This window comes from Enhydrobacter sp. (assembly GCA_025808875.1).
In the GTDB taxonomy this organism is placed as follows: Bacteria; Pseudomonadota; Alphaproteobacteria; order Reyranellales; family Reyranellaceae; genus Reyranella.
Genome location: CP075528.1, coordinates 204,227 through 221,428 on the forward strand (window position 1 = coordinate 204,227; position 17,202 = coordinate 221,428).

The window sequence follows — 17,202 nt, forward strand, 5'->3', positions numbered from 1 at the left end:
TTCATGCGGCACCTGCCGGCGCGGTGAGACGCCAGATCGCGAAGGGCAGCCCCGCCGGATCGAGGCGGACCCGCTGGTGCTTGCCGGTCCAGGCGAAGCGACGGCCGTCCATCAGATCCTCGACCTGCAGCGTGCCGCTGTCGGGCAGCCGCCATTCCCACAGCGGGATCTCGAACACCGCTTCCTGCGCGCGGTGGGGATCGAGATTCACCGCCACCAGGATGACGTCCTCGTGGCTCGGCAGGGCCTTGCCGTAGACCAGCACCTGCTCGTTATCGGCGTCGTAGAAGGTGAGGCCGAGATGGCCGTGCAGGGCGGGATTGGCCCGGCGGATGCGGTTGAGGGCGGCGATCTCGGCGACGATGTTGCCCGGCGCCGCGAAGTCGCGCACGCGGATCTCGTACTTCTCCGAATCGAGGTATTCCTCGCGGCCGGGCAGCGGTGCCGCCTCGCAGATCTCGAAGCCAGAGTACATTCCCCACAGGCCCGACAGCGTCGCGGCCAGCGCCGCCCGCACCAGGAAGCCGGCGCGGCCCGAGGTCTGCAGGTAGAAGGGATTGATGTCGGGCGTGTTGACGAAGAAGTGCGGGCGGAAGAATTCCGCCACCTCGGTCTGCGTCAGTTCGGTCAGGTAGTCCGCGAGCTCCCGCTTGCCGTTGCGCCAGGTGAAGTAGGTGTAGGACTGGCTGAAGCCGACCTTGGCCAGCCGGTACATCATCTTCGGCCGGGTGAAGGCCTCGGACAGGAAGACCGCGTCGGGATGGCGGGCCCGCACCTCGGCGATCATCCATCGCCAGAACGGCAGCGGCTTGGTGTGCGGGTTGTCGACCCGGAACAGCCTGATGCCCTCGCCCGCCCAGAACAGCACCGTGTCGCGCAGTTCCTCCCACAGCGCCGGGACGGCGCCGTCGCCGTAGAAGTCGACGTTGACGATGTCCTCGTATTTCTTGGGCGGGTTCTCGGCGAACTTGATCGTGCCGTCGGCGCGGCGGCGGAACCACTCGGGATGCTGCTTCAGCCACGGATGGTCGGGCGAGCACTGGATGGCGAAGTCGAGCGCCAACTCGAGGCCGTGCTCGAAGGCGGCGTCGCGCAGGCGGCGGAAATCGTCGAGCGTGCCGAGCGCCGGATGGATCGCCGTGTGGCCGCCGTCGGCGCTGCCGGTCGCGTAGGGGCTGCCGACGTCGCCCGGCGCCGCCCTGAGCGCGTTGTTGCGGCCCTTGCGGTTGGTCTCCCCGATCGGATGGATGGGCGGGAAGTAGAGCACGTCGAAGCCCATCGCGGCGATGCGCGGCAGGGCGCCGGCGACGTCGGCGAAGGTGCCGTGCCGCGCCGGATCGTCGGTGATCGAGCGTGGGAAAAGCTCGTACCAGCTCGCGAAGCCGGCCTGGGGGCGCTCGACCTCGAGCGGCAGCGGCTCGTGCCGGTGCAGGAAGGCGCGATCGGCCGCCGCGTCCACGGCCTCGAGCGTGCGCGGCGCCGTCAGCGCCGCGATCGTCCGCGCCGTGTCGCCGCCGGCGAAGGCGTCCTCGACCCTGGCCAGCGCGGCGCGTGTGCCGTCGACATTCCGGGCGGCGAGATGCGCGATGAGGGCGCGCGCCTCGGCGAGATCGGACGCGAGGTCGACCCCGGCGCGGTGCTTGGTCTCGATGGCGTGGCACAGGCTGCCGTAGCCGTCGATCCAGGCCTCGACGGTGAACTGCCACGGGCCGATGCGGTCGGGTGTGAAGGCGGCGCGCCAGCGGTCGTTCGCGACGGGCGCCATTGGTGCCCGCCGCCACCCGGTCTCGTCGACGGGGCGCCACAGCAATTCGGCGCGCAGCAGCTCGTGGCCGTCGGCGAAGATGTCGGCCTCGACCGTCACCGGCCGGTCGACGATGCGCTTGGCGGCGAACCTGCCGCCGTCGACGCTCGGCATGACGCGGTCGATGACGACGCGCGGCTCGCTCGCCGCCCGGCGCACGGCGCGCGGATCGCTGCGCCGGCGCGGCACGATCGGTGGCGCGACATCGAGCGGCACGAGGCGCACCTCGTCCGGCGCGAGCCTCGTCGCCTGGCCGTCGCCGGACGGCGCGGCGAGGGCGATGCCGGCGGCCGGCCCGGTCGGCGGGGGCGCCGGCACCGATCGCTCGCCGTCGGGGTTGATCAGGAGGGCGACCGCCTTGCGCGCGCGCCGGGGATCGGCCGCGTCGAGGCGCACCAGCGCCGTCGCGGCGGCCGCGGGTCCGCTGAGGCTCAGCAGCGCCCCGCGGTCGAGGCCGCGCAGCGTGCCGACCCGTTCGTTGGCGGCGCGCATCTCGGCGGCGAGCGCCGGCTCGGCATCGGCATCGAACGGGTCGTCGGCGCGCCGGCACAGATACTCGAAGCCCATCGGCACGAAGAGGCCTGATGAGGTCGCGGCCGCGGTCTCGAGAAGACGGCGATGGCGGGCGGCCCGTTGCCGGAGGCCGGCGCCCTCCGTCCCGGCGGTGACCCCTCGTTCGCTCCCGCTTTCGCCGATCGGCGGCGCGACGACGCCGATGACCGTGCCCGCGGCACGCAGCGCGGCGTGCTCCTCGACGTACCAGCTCGCCCGGCCGTCCCACCATCCGGTCGAGGCGAAGACCGCGTCGGGCCGCGAGGCCGCCAGCGCCCGTTGCCGCTCGCGTTCCATGCCCGGCGTCCAGACCAGCAGGCCGCAGGCGGCTCGCTCGCGCACGCGCGCCGTCAGCCTCGCCAGCGCGCCGACCGGCAGGTGCGCCGCGCCGAGCAGGCGGAAGCCGGCGACGCCGGCGCCGGCCAGGCGCAGCAGCCGCTCGCTCCACGCCTCGACGAAGCGCTCGCACGACGTCGCGTCGTTCAGGCGGATGCGCAGGGCCCGGCGGTCGGCCGCACCGAGTCGCGGATCGATCGCCTGCGGCGGCGGCATCGTCGGCAGGCTGGCGATTGGATCGCAGGCCGTCGCCTCGATGGCCATCCGGTCGAGCACCACGTCGAGCACCAGGCCGAGCCCCGCCGCCCTGGCGAGGAAGGCGAGCGCGGCGGCCGCCTCGTCGGCCGTGCCGCCCAGCCCGAGCGCCGGATCGGGTCTTTCGAGGTCGCGCGCCAGGAAGGGAGTGTCGGTGGCGCCCGGCAGGAAGATCGGCGCCGAGCAGACATGGCTGAAGCCGAGCCGCGCGGCGCGGCGCAGGTGGACCGGCCATCTCTCGGCTGCCCCCGCTTGCCCCACCCACAGGTGATAAAGTCTCGCCCCGGCTACCTGCACCTCATATTAAGGCAGGACGCGCCCGATTGTTCCGTCGCTGCCGCTATTTTAGGCTGCCTGAATTTTCAGCAGAAACGGCCGGCGAGGCCTAGGCTTGCGCCGACGCCGGCAGCGGCAGGTCGAGCGACGTCGTGCGCCGCAGCTCGCGGCGATGGGTCTTGTCGTCGAACGGCCGGGCGCGATGCATGGTGCAGCGATTGTCCCAGATCACGAAGTCATGCGGCCGCCAGACGTGGCGGTAGAGGAACGGCTTCTGCGTGGCGTGGTCGATCAGGTCGCGCAGCAGCAGCCTTCCCTCCGGCACCGGCCAGTCGACGACATGGGCGGCGTGCGAGGCGAGATAGAGCGCGCGGCGGCCGGAGCCCGGGATGGTGCGCACCAGCGGATGGACGGCACCCTCGAGCTTCTGCTTTTCGTCCTCGCTGAAGTCGAAGCCCAGCACGTGGCGCGAATGGACGATGGAGTGGAAGACGCGCAGCCCCTCGATCGTGGCGCGGGTCTCCGCGTCGAGCGCGTCGTAGGCGGCGCGCATGTCGGCGAACTCGGTGTCGGCCGGCACCGGCGGCACCACCCGCGCCGACAGCATCGAGTAGCGGCCCGGCGGATCGACGAACGAGGCGTCGGTGTGCCACAGCCGGTTGGCGACCGCGGAGGCGCGCTTGCGGTCGTCGGCGTCGCGGATCCTGCCGTCGGCGCCGACGTTGGAGACGTCGGCCAGCGCCTCGTTGCCGAACCGGTTGCCGCCGATCGCCGCGGAGGAGGTGCGGGCGTGCAGCGTGCCGTCGAAGCGCCGGGCGAAGTCGAGCTGCTCCTGGTCGGTGAAGTCCTGGTCGCGGAACACCAGCACGGCGTGGCGGTCCATGCCGGCGCGGATCGCCTCCAGCGTTGCGCGATCGTCGACCCGGCGCAGGTCGATCGCGCCGACTTCGCCGGCGAACCCGGGCGTGAGCGGCGTGATGGTGACGGTCATGGGGCGCTCCCTTCCTGGAGGGCGAGCGGATCATCCCGGGGTCAAATCCGCAAGCCAAGCGACGCGGAATTTCGTTTCGCGCGGGGAGTCCAAGGATGGGGGCAAGTTCAAATCTGACCTGTCTTCAGTTCGGTCCGGATCAATCGTCGGGGGCAACGTCAGCCGCTCTCCCGAAGGGCCAGCCATCAAAAGCCCATTTGATTCGTGTCATCCGCGTGGTCAAGCAGCTCGAGAATTGCCGTGGAGAATCAAAGGGAGATTCGCAAATCGTTGACCAGATTGGAACGGTACATGCCGCGCGCCTAGACTGGCGCCCATGTTCGCACCTGTCTTCGATCCCGAGCCTGACTTCCGTTTACGTAAGGCCGGAGTCACGGCCGTTATCCGCCGTTATCGTGAAACATCGCGAAAGCGAAAAACGGGACGAAGGTTCGTTCGTTGCGGCGGGCGCGAGGCTCGCCGGGCTTTCGGTGTTTCCGCGGCGAGGTTCCTCATCGGATGCTCGACGGCTGGTGCCGGCATGTTTGATTCGATGCTTGTTGTGTATGAGCGGCGCCAGATGTGCGAGCGTGGCCCGCGGTCACGGTCGCTGTCAGAGTGCCGTCAGAGTCGTGTCAGGCGAACTCGGGTTGCTCAAAGGCCCTTCGCTCCACACGCCGCGCCCACAACATCTTGGGTCGACGTGGCGCGCGTGTTCGCCATCCGGAAGGCGCGCGCCGCGCGCCTTGTCAGGGCCAGCGCGGCGCCGCTTCAATCGCCGGCAACAGGGAGCCCGACCCATGAAAGCCTCGCTCTTCTACCTGCCGACCATCGCCAGCCGCGCCGAGATCGAGCAGGGCATGGCGGGCATGAACCCGCAGTTCTACCAGCGCATGCTCAAGGAGCTGACCGAGCAGATCAGGCTGGGCGACGAGCTCGGCTACGATTCGGTGTCCTTCACCGAGCATCACTTCCACATCGAGGGCTTCGAGCTCTCCAACAACCCGGTGCTGCTCGATCTCTACTTCGCCATGCAGACCAGGCGCATCCGCGTCGGCCAGCTCGGTATCGTGCTGCCGGCATCCAATCCGATCCGCGTCGCCGAGGACATCGCCATGCTCGACCACATGACCGGCGGGCGGGCGAATGCCGGCTTCGCGCGCGGCTACCAGCGCCGCTGGGTCGACGTCATGGCGCAGCAGACGCACGGCATCCACGGCGCGCTGCCCAACCAGCACGACGAGATCGACGAGGCCAATCGGCTCGCCTTCGAGGAGAACTTCCGCATCGTCAAGAAATGCTGGACTGAGGAGATGCTGTCGTTCGAGGGCAGGTTCTGGAAGATCCCGCCCGGCCCGACGCCGTGGACGCTCGACACCACGCAGAAATGGGGCAAGGGCGTCGAGGACGGCATCCTCAAGTCCGTCGGCGTCGTGCCCAAGCCGCTGCAGAAGCCGCACCCGCCGCTGTTCCAGCCCTTCGCCAGCTCGGAGAACACCGTGCGCTTCTGTGCCAGGGAAGAGGTGACGCCGATCCTGCCGCCGATGCTGCCGGTCTACGAGGACAAGCTCTACGGCGTCTATGCCGAGGTCTCGGGCAAGAAGAAGGGGCAGGGCGTCGGCGTGCTGCGCGACGTCATCATCGCCGACACCGACGAGGAGGCGATGGCGCTGTGGCGGGACTCGGGCCAGTTCTCCGGCCGCGCCTGGTTCGAGCCGTTCGGCTTCCGCCGCGGCATGCAGGATCCGGCGAGCGGCAAGTACGCCACCCCCGAGGAAGTGATCGCCATGGGCTATGCCTATGTCGGCACGGTCGACACCGTGCTGCGCGCCATGGAGACGCAGCACAAGCGCCAGCCGGTCGACTGGGTGTTCTGCTACACCTACAACAGCCTGGTCCCGCACCCCGTGCTGATGAAATCGATCGAGGCCTTCTGGACCAGGGTGATGCCGCGCTTCAGGTGAGCGTCGGCGAAAGCTCCAACTGAAGATCGCCTAGGCGAATATCGCGGGATCGATCAGCGGCTTGCCCCGGGGGCGGGCGGCCTCGGGACGGTCGCACCGCTGGAACAGCCCGCGGCCGGCCGAGCCGCTCATGCGGCCTTCCTCCATCACGACCTCGCCGCGCGACAGGGTCATCACGGGATAGCCGGTGAGCTCGCGGCCCTCGTAGGGCGTGTAGTCGCAATTGTGGTGGAGGATCGAGTTGGTGAGCGACACGCGCCGCGCGGGGTCCCACAGCACGATGTCGGCGTCGGCGCCGATCGCGATCGTGCCCTTGCGCGGATGCAGGCCGTAAATCCGGGCCGCGTTGGTCGCCGACAGCGCCACGAATTGCTGGAGCGTGATGCGGCCCTTGTTCACGCCCTCCGAGAAAAGCAGCGGCAGGCGGGTCTCCACGCCCGGCACGCCGTTGGGGATCCGGGCGAACCTCTCGCGCGCGCCCGGCAGCTTCTTGCCGCGCGGATCGTCGTACCGGAACGCGGCGTGGTCGGACGACAGGACCTGGAAGCTGCCGGCCGCCAGCCCGGTCCAGATGTGCTCCTGGTTGTCGGTGCCGCGCGGCGGCGGCGAGCAGACGCACTTGGCGCCCTCCTCGCCCGGCCTGTCGAAATCCTCCTCGCTGAGGAACAGGTATTGCGGGCAGGTTTCGCCGTAGACCCTGAGGCCGCGCGCCTGCGCGCGCTGGATCTCGTGCATCGCCTCCTTGGCCGAGACGTGGACCAGCAGCATCGGCACGTCGAGCAGCTCGGCGAGCGAGATGGCGCGGTGCGTCGCCTCGCGCTCGACGACGAAAGGCCGCGAGGTGGCGTGGAACTTCGCCGCCGTCATGCCCTTGAGCTCGAGCCGTTCGGTCAGCCAGGCGATGCAGTCGGCATTCTCGGCATGGATCATCAGCATGGCCTGCTCGCGCCGTGCCGCGGCCAGCGCGTCGAGCATCTCGCGGTCGGAGAGCTTGAGATCGTCGTAGGTCATGTAGACCTTGAACGAGGTGTAGCCGTCGGCGACGAGGGCGGCGAAGTCCTGCCCCATGATCCTGGCGCTGGGATCCGACAGGATGACGTGGAAGGCGTAGTCGATCAGCGAGCGGCCGTCGGCCCGCTTGTGGTAGCGCTCGACGACGTCGCGCAGGTTCTGGCCGCGGCCCTGGTAGGCGAAAGGGATGATGGTGGTGGTGCCGCCGGCCGCCGCCGCCCGGCTGCCGCTCTCGAAATCGTCGCAGAACACCGAGCCGTCGGCCGTGTCCTGGTCGAAATGGACATGCGCGTCGATGCCGCCGGGGACGGCGATCAGGCCGGTGGCGTCGATCTCCCGGCGGCCTTTGTCGAGTCGCTCGCCGAGCGCCACGACCCGCCCGGACGCGATGCCGATGTCGCCCTTCACCACGTCCGCAGCGGTGGCGATGGTGGTGTTGCGGATGACCAGATCGTAGTCCGCCATGGCTTCCTCCCTAGACCGGAACGACCGGCCGGTCCAAACTCGCGAGGCAAGAAAGGGGCCGAGATGACCCGGTTGTACGCACTTCTTTTCCTGTTGCTGCCCGCCGGCGCCCTGCCTTTCGCCGCCGGGGCGCAGACCGCCGTGAAGCCCGCCGTGGTCTACAGCACCGGCGGCAAGTTCGACAAATCCTTCAACGAGGGGGTGAGCGACGGCGCGCAGAAGTTCGGCAAGGAGACCTCGCTCGCCATCGCCGAGTTCGAGCCGACCAACGAGACGCAGTTCGAGCAGGCGCTGCGCCGCTTCGCCCAGCGCGGGCAGGATCCGATCGTCGCCGTCGGCTTCTCCCAGGCGGTGGCGCTGGAGAAGGTGGCCAAGGAATTTCCGGCGGTCCGCTTCACCCTCATCGACGCCGTCGTCAACCTGCCCAACGTGCAGTCGGTCGTTTTCAAGGAGCACGAGGGCTCGTTCCTGGTCGGCATGCTCGCCGCGCTCGCCTCGAGGTCCGGCAAGGTCGGCTTCGTCGGCGGCATGGACATCCCGCTGATCCGTCGCTTCCAGTGCGGCTACGAGCAGGGCGTCAAGCACGCCAATCCCAGGGCCGAGCCGATCGCCAACATGACCGGAACGACTCCGGCCGCCTGGAACGATCCCGGCCGCGGCGCCGAGCTCGCCAAGGGCCAGTTCGATCGCGGCGTCGACGTCGTCTATGCCGCGGCAGGCAGCACCGGCATCGGCGTCCTGCAGGCCGCCAAGGACCGCGGCAAGTACGGCATCGGCGTCGATTCCAACCAGAACCACCTGCACCCCGGCACGATGCTGACCTCGATGATCAAGCGCGTCGATCTCGCCGCCTACCAGAGCTTCAAGAGCGCCCAGATGGGCCAGTGGAAGGGCGGCGTACAGGTGCTCGGCCTCGCCGAGGGCGGGGTCGGCTGGGCGCTCGACCAGTACAACGAGAAGCTGATCACCGCCGACATGAAGGCCAGGGTCGATGCCGCGCGGGCCGACATCATCTCGGGCAAGATCGTCGTCCACGACTACATGAGCAACAATTCCTGCAAGTGACGTCGTGTCGGTGACGGCCGCTCCGGCGATCGAGCTCCGCGGCATCGACAAGCGCTTCGGCGCCGTTCATGCGGTGCGCGACGTGTCGCTCGCCATCGGCAGGGGAACCGTCACCGGCATCGTCGGCGAGAACGGGGCCGGCAAGTCGACGCTGATGAGCATCCTCTACGGGCTCTACCAGGCCGATTCGGGCGAGATACGGATCGACGGCGAGCCGGCGCCGATCGACGGGCCGCGCGCCGCCATCGCCCGCGGCATCGGCATGGTGCACCAGCACTTCATGCTGGTCGACGGCTTCACCGTGCTGGAGAACCTCGTGCTCGGCGCCGAGGGCGGACCGCTGCTCGCCGGCGGCCTCGCCGCCGCGCGCGCCGAGCTCGCCCGGCTGGGACGGGAGTACGGCCTTGCGGTCGATCCCGACGCGCGCATCGCCGACCTCTCGGTCGGCGAGCAGCAGCGGGTCGAGATCCTCAAGGTGCTGTTCCGCGGCGCGCGCATCCTGATCCTCGACGAGCCGTCGGCGGTGCTGACGCCTCAGGAGACCGACCGGCTGTTCCGCATCCTGGCGACGCTGCGCGAGCGCGGCGTCACGGTCGTGCTGATCACTCACAAGCTGCGCGAGGTCATGGCCGCGACCGACCGCGTGTTCGTGATGCGGCAGGGCCGCGTCGTCGCCGAGCGGCGCACCGCCGACACCGGGCCCGAGGAGCTGGCCGAGCTGATGGTCGGCCGCAAGGTCCGGCTGGCGCTCGACAAGGCACCCGGCGGCGCGGGCGAGATCCGGCTGAAGGCGGAGGCGCTCGGCCTGGTCGACGGGCGCGGCGTCAGGCTGCTCGACGATGTCGGCCTCGAGCTGCGCGCCGGCGAGATCGTCGGCATCGCCGGCGTCTCGGGCAACGGCCAGACCGAGCTTCTGCAGGTGCTGGCCGGCATTCGCGCGCCGACGGCGGGACGGCTCACCGTCTGCGGCCGCGTCATCGACCGGGGGCATCCCGCCGATCCCGCCGAGATGCGCGCGCTCGGCCTGGCGCACGTCCCGGAAGACCGGCTGCGGCAGGGCCTGGTCGGCGACTTCGCCGCGGCCGAATCGTCGATCCTCGGCTATCACCGGCAGCTTCCCTACTGCCGCCACCACGTCCTGAGCGCGCCCGCGGTCGGCGCCTACTGCGCCGAGCTGATGGAGCGCTTCGATGTCCGCCCGCGCGATCCCGCGCTCCGCTCGGCGAGCTTCTCGGGCGGCAACCAGCAGAAGCTGGTGCTGGCGCGCGAGATGGCGCGACGGCCGCGCGTGCTTCTGGTCGGCCAGCCGACCCGCGGCGTCGACATCGGCGCCATCGAATTCATCCATCGCGAGCTGCTGAAGCGTCGCGACGAGGGCTGCGCCATCCTGGTGGTGTCGGTCGAACTCGACGAGATCCTGTCACTGGCCGACCGGCTCCTGGTGATGTTCGCCGGACGGATCGTCGGTGAGGTGGCGGCGCGCGAGGCGGACGAGCGCGCGCTCGGCCTGATGATGGCGGGAGCCCACGCACCTTGACCGCTCCCCGTCGACCGCTGCCGGCCTGGGCCGACATCGCGCTGCTGCCGCTGGTCAACATCGCACTCGCCTTCGTCACCGTCGGATTGATCGTCGCCGCGATCGGCGTCGATCCGCTGCAGGCCCTGCGGCTGCTCGTGGTCGGCGCGCTCGGCTCGTCCGAGGCGATCGGCTACACGCTCTACTACGCCACCAACTTCGCCTTCACCGGCCTTGCCGTGGCGATCGCCTTCCATGCCGGCCTGTTCAACATCGGCGGCGAGGGCCAGGCCTATGTCGGCGGTCTGGGCTGCGGGCTCGCCGTGCTGGCGCTCGACACGTCGCTGCCGGCCTGGGCGCTGATCCCGCTCGCCGTCGCCGCGGCCGCCCTGTTTGGCGCGGCGTGGGCCGCCGTACCGGCCTGGCTGCAGGCCTGGCGCGGCAGCCACATCGTCATCACCACCATCATGTTCAACTTCATCGCCGCGGCGCTGATGGTCTACCTGATGGTGAACGTGCTGATCGCGCCGGGCTCGATGACGCCGCAGAGCCGCAACTTCGCCGACACCGCCGGCATCCCCTTCGTGCACGAGCTGCTGGGCACCGCCCGCTCGCCGCTCAACCTCAGCGTCGTGCTGGCGCTGCTCTGCTGTGTCGGCGTCTGGTTCTTCCTGTGGCGCACCTCGTGGGGCTACGCGCTGCGCGCCATGGGGCACAATCGCGAGGCCGCGATCTATGCCGGCACCGACCTGCGCGCCATGACCATGCTGGCCATGTGCCTGTCCGGCGCGATGGCGGGATTCGTCGGCGTCAACGAGCTGCTCGGCGTCCATCATCGCATCGTGCTCGATTTCCAGGCGGGCTACGGGTTCGCCGGCATCGCCGTGGCGCTGATGGGCCGCAACCATCCCTTCGGCATCGTGCTGGCCGCCCTGCTGTTCGGCGCCCTGCAGCAGGGCGGCGCCGAGCTTGCCTTCGAGATCCCCGGCATCACGCGCGAGATGGTGGTGGTGATCCAGGGCCTGATCATCCTGTTCTCCGGCGCGCTCGCGCACTTGCCGCGGCCGTGGCTGCAGGCCCTGTTGGCGCGCCGCGGCTGACCATGGAAGAGATCCTCTCCTTCGTCGTCCTCGTGCTCGCCGCGACGCTGCGCGTGGCGACGCCGTTGATACTCTGCGCCATGGGCGGGCTGTTCTCCGAGAAGAGCGGCATCATCGATGTCGGCCTCGAGGGCAAGATGCTGATGGCGGCGTTCCTCGCGGCCGCGACTGCCGCGCTGACAGGATCGGCCTGGCTCGGCGTGGCCGCCGCCATCGTCGCCGCCGAGGTGCTGGCGCTGATCCACGGCTTCGCCTGCATCACCCATCGCGGCAACCAGGTGGTGAGCGGCGTGGCGTTGAACATCCTCGCCGCCGGGTTGACCGTCGTGCTGGGCACGGCGTGGTTCGCGCGCGGCGGCCAGACACCTCCGCTGGCGGGCGATGCCCGGCTGATGCCGCTCGCCTTTCCCGGCGCCGGCGACAACGTGCTGGTCTATCTCGCGCTGCTCTCGGTGCCGCTGTCGTGGTGGCTGATCGAACGCACCCGCTTCGGGCTGCGGCTGCGCGCGGTGGGCGAGATGCCGCTCGCCGTCGATGCCGCGGGGATCTCCGTGATGTGGCTACGCTACCGCGCCGTGCTGCTGTGTGGCCTGTTCACCGGCCTCGCGGGCGCCTACCTGTCGATCGCCCAGAACGCCGGCTTCAGCCGCGACATGACGGCAGGGCAGGGCTTCATCGCGCTTGCCGCCGTCATCTTCGGCAAGTGGCGGCCCTTTCCCGCCTTCGCCGCCTGCCTGATGTTCGGATTGCTCGACGCGATCGCCATTCGCCTGCAGGGCGTGCGGCTGCCCGGCATCGGCGAAGTCCCGGTGCAACTCATCCAGGCCTTGCCCTATCTTCTGACGGTCTTCCTGCTGGCGGGATTCATCGGCCGGGCGGTCGCGCCCAGGGCCGCCGGCATCCCCTACGAAAAGGAGCATTGATGGACGACCTGCTCCGCCTCGCGCGCACCATGATGGAGCGCGCCCATGCGCCCTATTCGAGGTACCGGGTCGGCGCCGCCCTGCGCGACGAGGCGGGCGGCCTCCATGGCGGCTGCAACGTCGAGAACGCGGCCTACCCGCAGGGCTGGTGCGCCGAGGCCTCGGCCATCGCCGCCCTGGTCGGCGCCGGCGGCAAGCGCATCGTCGAATGCCTGGTCGTCGGCCCCGGGCCGGAGCCGATCGCGCCCTGCGGCGGCTGCCGCCAGAAGCTGCGCGAGTTCGCGTCCGACGATCTGCCCGTCCATCTCTGCGGGCCGGCCGGCTTGCACCGCACCGTCACCCTGGGCGAGCTGCTGCCGATGTCCTTCGGCGCGCGTCACCTGCCGTGACCGCCGCCGATCTCATCGCGTCGAAGACGCCGGGATTCAGGCCGCGCGTGGCCGTGCTGCTCGGCTCGGGACTCGGGCCGTTCGTCGAGGAGGTGCGCGCGGTCGCCACGATCGCCTACGCCGACCTGCCGGGCTTCCCGCGGACCACGGTCGACAGCCACGCCGGTCGCCTGGTGCTCGGCCATGTCGGCCCGACGCCGGTCGCCGTGCTGCAGGGCCGGGCGCACTACTACGAGGAGGGCCGGTCGGACGGAATGGCGGGCGCGCTGCGCGCGCTGGCGGCGCTCGGTTGCGAGACGCTGCTGCAGACCAACGCCGCCGGCAGCCTGCGGCGCGACATGCCGCCGGGCTCGCTGATGGCGATCTCCGATCACATCAACTTCACCGGCGTCAATCCGCTGTTCGGCGTGCGCGAGAACCGCTTCGTCGACATGGTCGACGCCTACGACCCCGCGCTGGTGAGACGCCTGGTCGCGGCGGCGAGGACAGTCGACGTGATGTGCCACGAGGGCGTTTACATCTGGTTCAGCGGGCCGAGCTTCGAGACCCCGGCCGAGATCCGCGCCGCCCGTGTGCTCGGCGCCGACGCCGTCGGCATGTCGACGGCGCCGGAGACCATCGTCGCCCGCCATCTCGGCCTCAAGGTGGCCGCCGTGTCCCTGATGACGAACTATGCGGCGGGCCTGGTGCCGGGCGCGCTCGGGCACGAGCAGACCATCCAGGTCGCGACCGAGGCCTCCGGCAAGGTGCGGCGCGTGCTGCGCGCGTTCCTCGAGAGTTACGGCTGAGCCGATCGGCGCAGCGAGGCCGTGCGCTCCCCGTCGAGATGGCGGCCGTCGGCCGAAACGGCGACCGCATAGACGCGCGCGGCGGCGGCGGCGCTGACGATGCCGTCGCGCACGTCGCGCTGCACCAGCGCCGGATCGCGGCTCCTCGGATCGCCGTAGCCGCCGCCGCCCGGCGACAGCGCGCGATAGACCGCGGGCCCGTGCCGTTGGACGCCGTACTTGGGGGCCTTGATCCGCCGGCCGTCGGCCAGGGTCAGCGTGACCTCGCCGCCTTCGCCCGCGGTGCCGCCGGCGACGCCGAAACTCGAGGGCGCGCCGGCGCCCTCGCCGCGAAAGGCGTAGTCGGCCGGCGTGAACACCTCGACCTCGTAGTCGCAGCCCGCGCCGCCACGGAACCGGCCCGGTCCCGCTGAATCGCAGCGCAGCTCCTGGCGGCGGAAGCGCACGGGATAGAGCTGCTCGTAGGTCTCGAGGTTGGGCAGGGTGAGGCCGCCCAGGGTAATGAGATGGCCGATCAGATGGAAGCCGTCGCGTCCCTCGACGCCGCCGCCCGCCGGCGCGCCGGCCCACTGGTACATGACGTAGCGGCTGCCGTCGGGATTGACGCCGGCGGTGACCGCATGGACCGCCTTGGACCATCCGGCCGAGGCGCGCTCGGGCAGCGCCTGTCCCAGCGCCTTCCACAGCACATGCACGATCTCGTGCGCCACGAACACCGTGTTCATGGTCATCGGCGCGGGCGCCCTGGCGTTCACCAGCGTGCCCTCCGGCAGCCGGATCTCGACGCTGCGGAAGGCGCCCTCGTTCTTGGGCAGGTCGGGCTCGAAGAACGAGGCGAGCGCCATGAACACCGCCGAGGTGGAGTTCGCCACCGAGCTGTTCTTGAAGCCCCGCACTTGGGGCGAGGTCCCGGCGAAGTCGACGACCAGCCGTCGTTCCTCGACCGTCAGCGTGACGGCGATCCGCCCGTCGATCGGCTCGAAGCAGTCGTTGTCGACCGCCTCCTCGGCGCGCCAGACGCCTCTCGCCAGGCGCGCGATGCATCCCTGGAACCGGCGGTCGGCATGCGCCAGCACGCCTTCGAAGAACTCGTCGGCGCGATCGACCCCGAGCTCATCGACCAGCAGCGCGAGCCGTTCGGCGCCGATGCGGGTCGAGCCGATCATGGCGCGCAGATCGCCGTCGAGCGCCTCGGGCAGGCGAGTATTGATCAGCAGAAGCCGCCACAGGTCGTCGCGCGTGCGGTCGCCCTCGACGAGCTTCAGCACCGGCAGGCGGATGCCCTCATGGAAGATCTCCGTCGCCGCCGAGTTGTAGGTGCCGGCGGCGCCGCCGCCGATATCGGCCTGGTGCGCGCGGTTGCAGGCGAAGGCGATCAGCCGGCCGGCGACGAAGACCGGCCGCGCGATCACCCAGTCGGGCAGGTGGTTGCCGCCCGCGGTGTAGGGATCGTTGAGCAGGAACACGTCCTCCGGCGCGATCGCGTCCCTGAAGTCGCGCAGGATCGCGCGCACCGCGAAGCCGCCGCCGCCGGTATGGATCGGGATGCCGTCGGCCTGGCTGATCAGCGTGCCGTGCGAATCGGCGATGAAGCAGGAGAAGTCGTGGCTCTGGCTGAAGATGGGCGAACGCGCGGTGCGCGTCATGACCCAGCCCATCTGGTGGGAAATGTGATCCAGCCGGTTCTGCACCAGCGCGAGCGTGACGGGGTCGAGCGCGCTCATGCGGCCCCTCCGATGTGGACGAGGAAGTCGTCGCGTTCGTCGATTTCGAGCAGGTCGCCGGGACCGACGAACGCCGTCGTCGTGCGTTCCTCGACCAGCAGCGGCCCCGGCTGGCGGCAGCCCGGCCGGAGATCGGCACCGTCGAAGATCGGCACGTCGCGCCAGCCCTGCCCGGCGTCGATCCAGACCCGCCGCGTCTCGCGCGGGGTCGGCGGGGCGGCTTGCGGCGCGCGCGCGCCGGGCGCCGTCCAGTCGAGCGGCGTGCGCGCCACCACGCGCAGTGCGGTGATGTCGATGCGGCCGCCCGGCTGGATGTGGCCGAACAACCGCTGATGCTCGGCCTCGAAGGCGCGGCGCGCGGCGGCGGCGTCGAATGCAGTGCCGATCGCGACCCGCACCGGCCATTGCTGGCCGTCGTAGCGCAGATCGACCTCGCGCTCCCTGATCCGGGCTTCGCCGGCACGCGTCTCGAGCCCGGCAAAGGCCCGGTCGAGCGCCTGGCGATCGACCTTGTCGAGATCGGCCAGGAAAACCTGGAGATAGTCCTGGCGGATGTCGGACTGCAGCATGCCGAGCGCGCAGAACGCGCCGGCGGCGCGCGGCAGCAGGGCGCGCCGGCAACCGAGCGCGCGCGCGACCGCGACGCCGTGCATCGGCCCGGCACCGCCCGCCGCCACCAGGGTGAAGAGCGCCGGGTTGTGGCCGCGCTCGATGCTCAGCCGCTCGACGGCGTGAAGGAGGTTCTGCTCGAGCAGCCGGATCATGCCGGCGGCGGCCTGTTCGACCGAGAGGCCGAGGGGTCCGGCGAGCTTCGTCTCGATGGCGGCGTGCGCCAGGTTGCGGTCGAGATGGACGGCCCCGCCGGCCAGCGGACCGGCGCGCAGGCGGCCCAGCACCAGTTGTGCGTCGGTCACGGTCGGATGCTCGCCGCCCAGGCCGTAGGCGGCCGGGCCGGGACGCGCGCCGGCGCCCTGCGGCCCGACATGCAGCAGCCCGGCATCGTCGACCCAGGCGATGGTGCCGCCGCCGGCGCCAACGGTATGGATCTCCACCGAGGGCGTCGTGAGATGGTAGCCGTCGATCACCAACTGGTCGGCCACCGGCACGTCGCCGCGCGCCATCACCATGACGTCGCAGCTCGTGCCACCGATCTCCATGGAGATCAGGTTGGCCGGCTCGCCGGGTGCCGTGCAGCCCTTGAGGGCGCCGACCCCCGCCGCCGGTCCCGACAGCACCAGCATCACCGGCCGCGCCGCGACCTGGTCGACGGAGACGGCGCCGCCGTTGCTCTGCAGCAGCAGCAGCGAGCGCGGCAGGCCGAGCTGGCGCAACTGCTCGTCGAGCGACCTCAGGTAGCTCGTGACCTTGGGGGCGATGTAGGCGTTGACCACCGCCGTCGAGCCGCGCTCGTACTCGCCCATGGTCGGCATGACCTCGCTCGACAGCGAGATCCATCGGCCGTGCCAGTGCCGCGCCAGGTGCCGGCCGGCGGCGCGTTCGTGACGTCCGTCGAGGAAGCTGTTGAAGAGACACACGGCAACCGATTCGACGCCGTCCTCCGCGAACGCGTGCGCGGCGCTTTCGACATCCTCGGCGACCAGCGGGACGAGCTCGCTGCCGTCGGCGGCGATGCGGCCGCGCACCGGCCGGCGCAGATGGCGCGGCGCCAGCACCGGCGGGAAGGGGCTGCGATGGTCCCACTGGTTCTCGCGGATGCCGCGGCGAATCTCGAGCGAATCGCGAAAACCCTCGCTCACCAGCATGCCGACCCGGGCGCCCTTCTTCTCCAGGATGGTATTGGTCGCCACGGTCGAGCCGTGCACGAAGAGCGCGCAATCGCGCAGCAGGGCGCTGAGCGGCAGGTCGAGATCGCCGGCGGCGAGCCGCAGGACGCCGAGCACGCCCTCGCTCGGGTCGGCCGGCACCGACGGCGCCTTGTAGATGCGGACGGCGCCCGTGGCGTCGCGCAGCACCATGTCGGTGAAGGTTCCGCCCACGTCGACGCCGATGCGCCACGGGGCGACGAGGCGGGGAGTTTCCGAGTCCATGTCGCGCCGCAGCTTA

At 70.6% G+C, this 17,202-nt stretch carries 12 protein-coding genes; 7 read left to right on the top strand and 5 right to left on the bottom strand.

Annotated elements, in window-relative coordinates; all coding sequences use genetic code 11:
• Position 1 precedes the first annotated feature (1 nt).
• Both KIT25_00950 and KIT25_00955 read right to left on the bottom strand, forming a co-directional pair.
• Positions 2–2,956 carry an alpha-1,4-glucan--maltose-1-phosphate maltosyltransferase gene (locus tag KIT25_00950; GenBank protein ID UYN97785.1) on the bottom strand — a complete coding sequence of 985 codons (2,955 nt, stop codon included), beginning with the start codon at positions 2,954–2,956 and terminating at the stop codon, positions 2–4.
• 376 nt (positions 2,957–3,332) lie between these two features.
• Entirely contained in the window at positions 3,333–4,214 is an 882-nt protein-coding gene (locus tag KIT25_00955; protein UYN95546.1) for a TauD/TfdA family dioxygenase, read from the bottom strand.
• A gap of 779 nt (positions 4,215–4,993) precedes the next feature.
• On the opposite strand from KIT25_00955, the gene KIT25_00960 reads away from it, so the two are divergent.
• A complete protein-coding gene (locus KIT25_00960) occupies positions 4,994–6,157 on the top strand; it encodes an LLM class flavin-dependent oxidoreductase (protein UYN95547.1) in 1,164 nt (387 codons plus the stop codon).
• A gap of 30 nt (positions 6,158–6,187) precedes the next feature.
• Here KIT25_00960 and hydA read toward each other — a convergent pair whose 3' ends face one another.
• Positions 6,188–7,633, bottom strand: coding sequence for a dihydropyrimidinase (gene hydA / locus KIT25_00965; GenBank protein ID UYN95548.1), 1,446 nt, complete (start codon positions 7,631–7,633; stop codon positions 6,188–6,190).
• A gap of 63 nt (positions 7,634–7,696) precedes the next feature.
• On the opposite strand from hydA, the gene KIT25_00970 reads away from it, so the two are divergent.
• The 6 genes from KIT25_00970 to KIT25_00995 are packed head-to-tail and all read left to right on the top strand — an operon-like array spanning position 7,697 to position 13,414.
• The gene (locus tag KIT25_00970; protein ID UYN95549.1) at positions 7,697–8,698 is read left to right on the top strand and encodes a BMP family ABC transporter substrate-binding protein; all 1,002 of its coding nucleotides are present in this window, start codon (positions 7,697–7,699) and stop codon (positions 8,696–8,698) included.
• Positions 8,685–10,235 carry an ABC transporter ATP-binding protein gene (locus tag KIT25_00975; protein ID UYN97786.1) on the top strand — a complete coding sequence of 517 codons (1,551 nt, stop codon included), beginning with the start codon at positions 8,685–8,687 and terminating at the stop codon, positions 10,233–10,235. Before KIT25_00970 ends, KIT25_00975 begins: the two co-directional genes overlap by 14 nt.
• Positions 10,232–11,314 carry an ABC transporter permease gene (locus tag KIT25_00980; GenBank protein ID UYN95550.1) on the top strand — a complete coding sequence of 361 codons (1,083 nt, stop codon included), beginning with the start codon at positions 10,232–10,234 and terminating at the stop codon, positions 11,312–11,314. Before KIT25_00975 ends, KIT25_00980 begins: the two co-directional genes overlap by 4 nt.
• A gap of 2 nt (positions 11,315–11,316) precedes the next feature.
• The gene (locus KIT25_00985) at positions 11,317–12,237 is read left to right on the top strand and encodes an ABC transporter permease (GenBank protein ID UYN95551.1); all 921 of its coding nucleotides are present in this window, start codon (positions 11,317–11,319) and stop codon (positions 12,235–12,237) included.
• Positions 12,237–12,626, top strand: coding sequence for a cytidine deaminase (locus KIT25_00990; protein ID UYN95552.1), 390 nt, complete (start codon positions 12,237–12,239; stop codon positions 12,624–12,626). The genes KIT25_00985 and KIT25_00990 overlap by 1 nt, the downstream gene beginning before the upstream one ends.
• On the top strand, positions 12,623–13,414 hold the full coding sequence (locus KIT25_00995) for a purine-nucleoside phosphorylase (GenBank protein ID UYN95553.1): 792 nt from the start codon (positions 12,623–12,625) through the stop codon (positions 13,412–13,414). Before KIT25_00990 ends, KIT25_00995 begins: the two co-directional genes overlap by 4 nt.
• Here the strand turns inward: KIT25_00995 and KIT25_01000 are convergent.
• Positions 13,405–15,138: a hydantoinase B/oxoprolinase family protein gene (locus KIT25_01000; protein UYN95554.1), complete on the bottom strand. Its 1,734-nt coding sequence runs from the start codon at positions 15,136–15,138 to the stop codon at positions 13,405–13,407. The two genes, KIT25_00995 and KIT25_01000, sit on opposite strands and share 10 nt — an antisense overlap.
• Positions 15,135–17,186: a hydantoinase/oxoprolinase family protein gene (locus KIT25_01005; protein ID UYN95555.1), complete on the bottom strand. Its 2,052-nt coding sequence runs from the start codon at positions 17,184–17,186 to the stop codon at positions 15,135–15,137. The genes KIT25_01000 and KIT25_01005 overlap by 4 nt, the downstream gene beginning before the upstream one ends.
• Between the last annotated feature and the right edge of the window lie 16 nt (positions 17,187–17,202).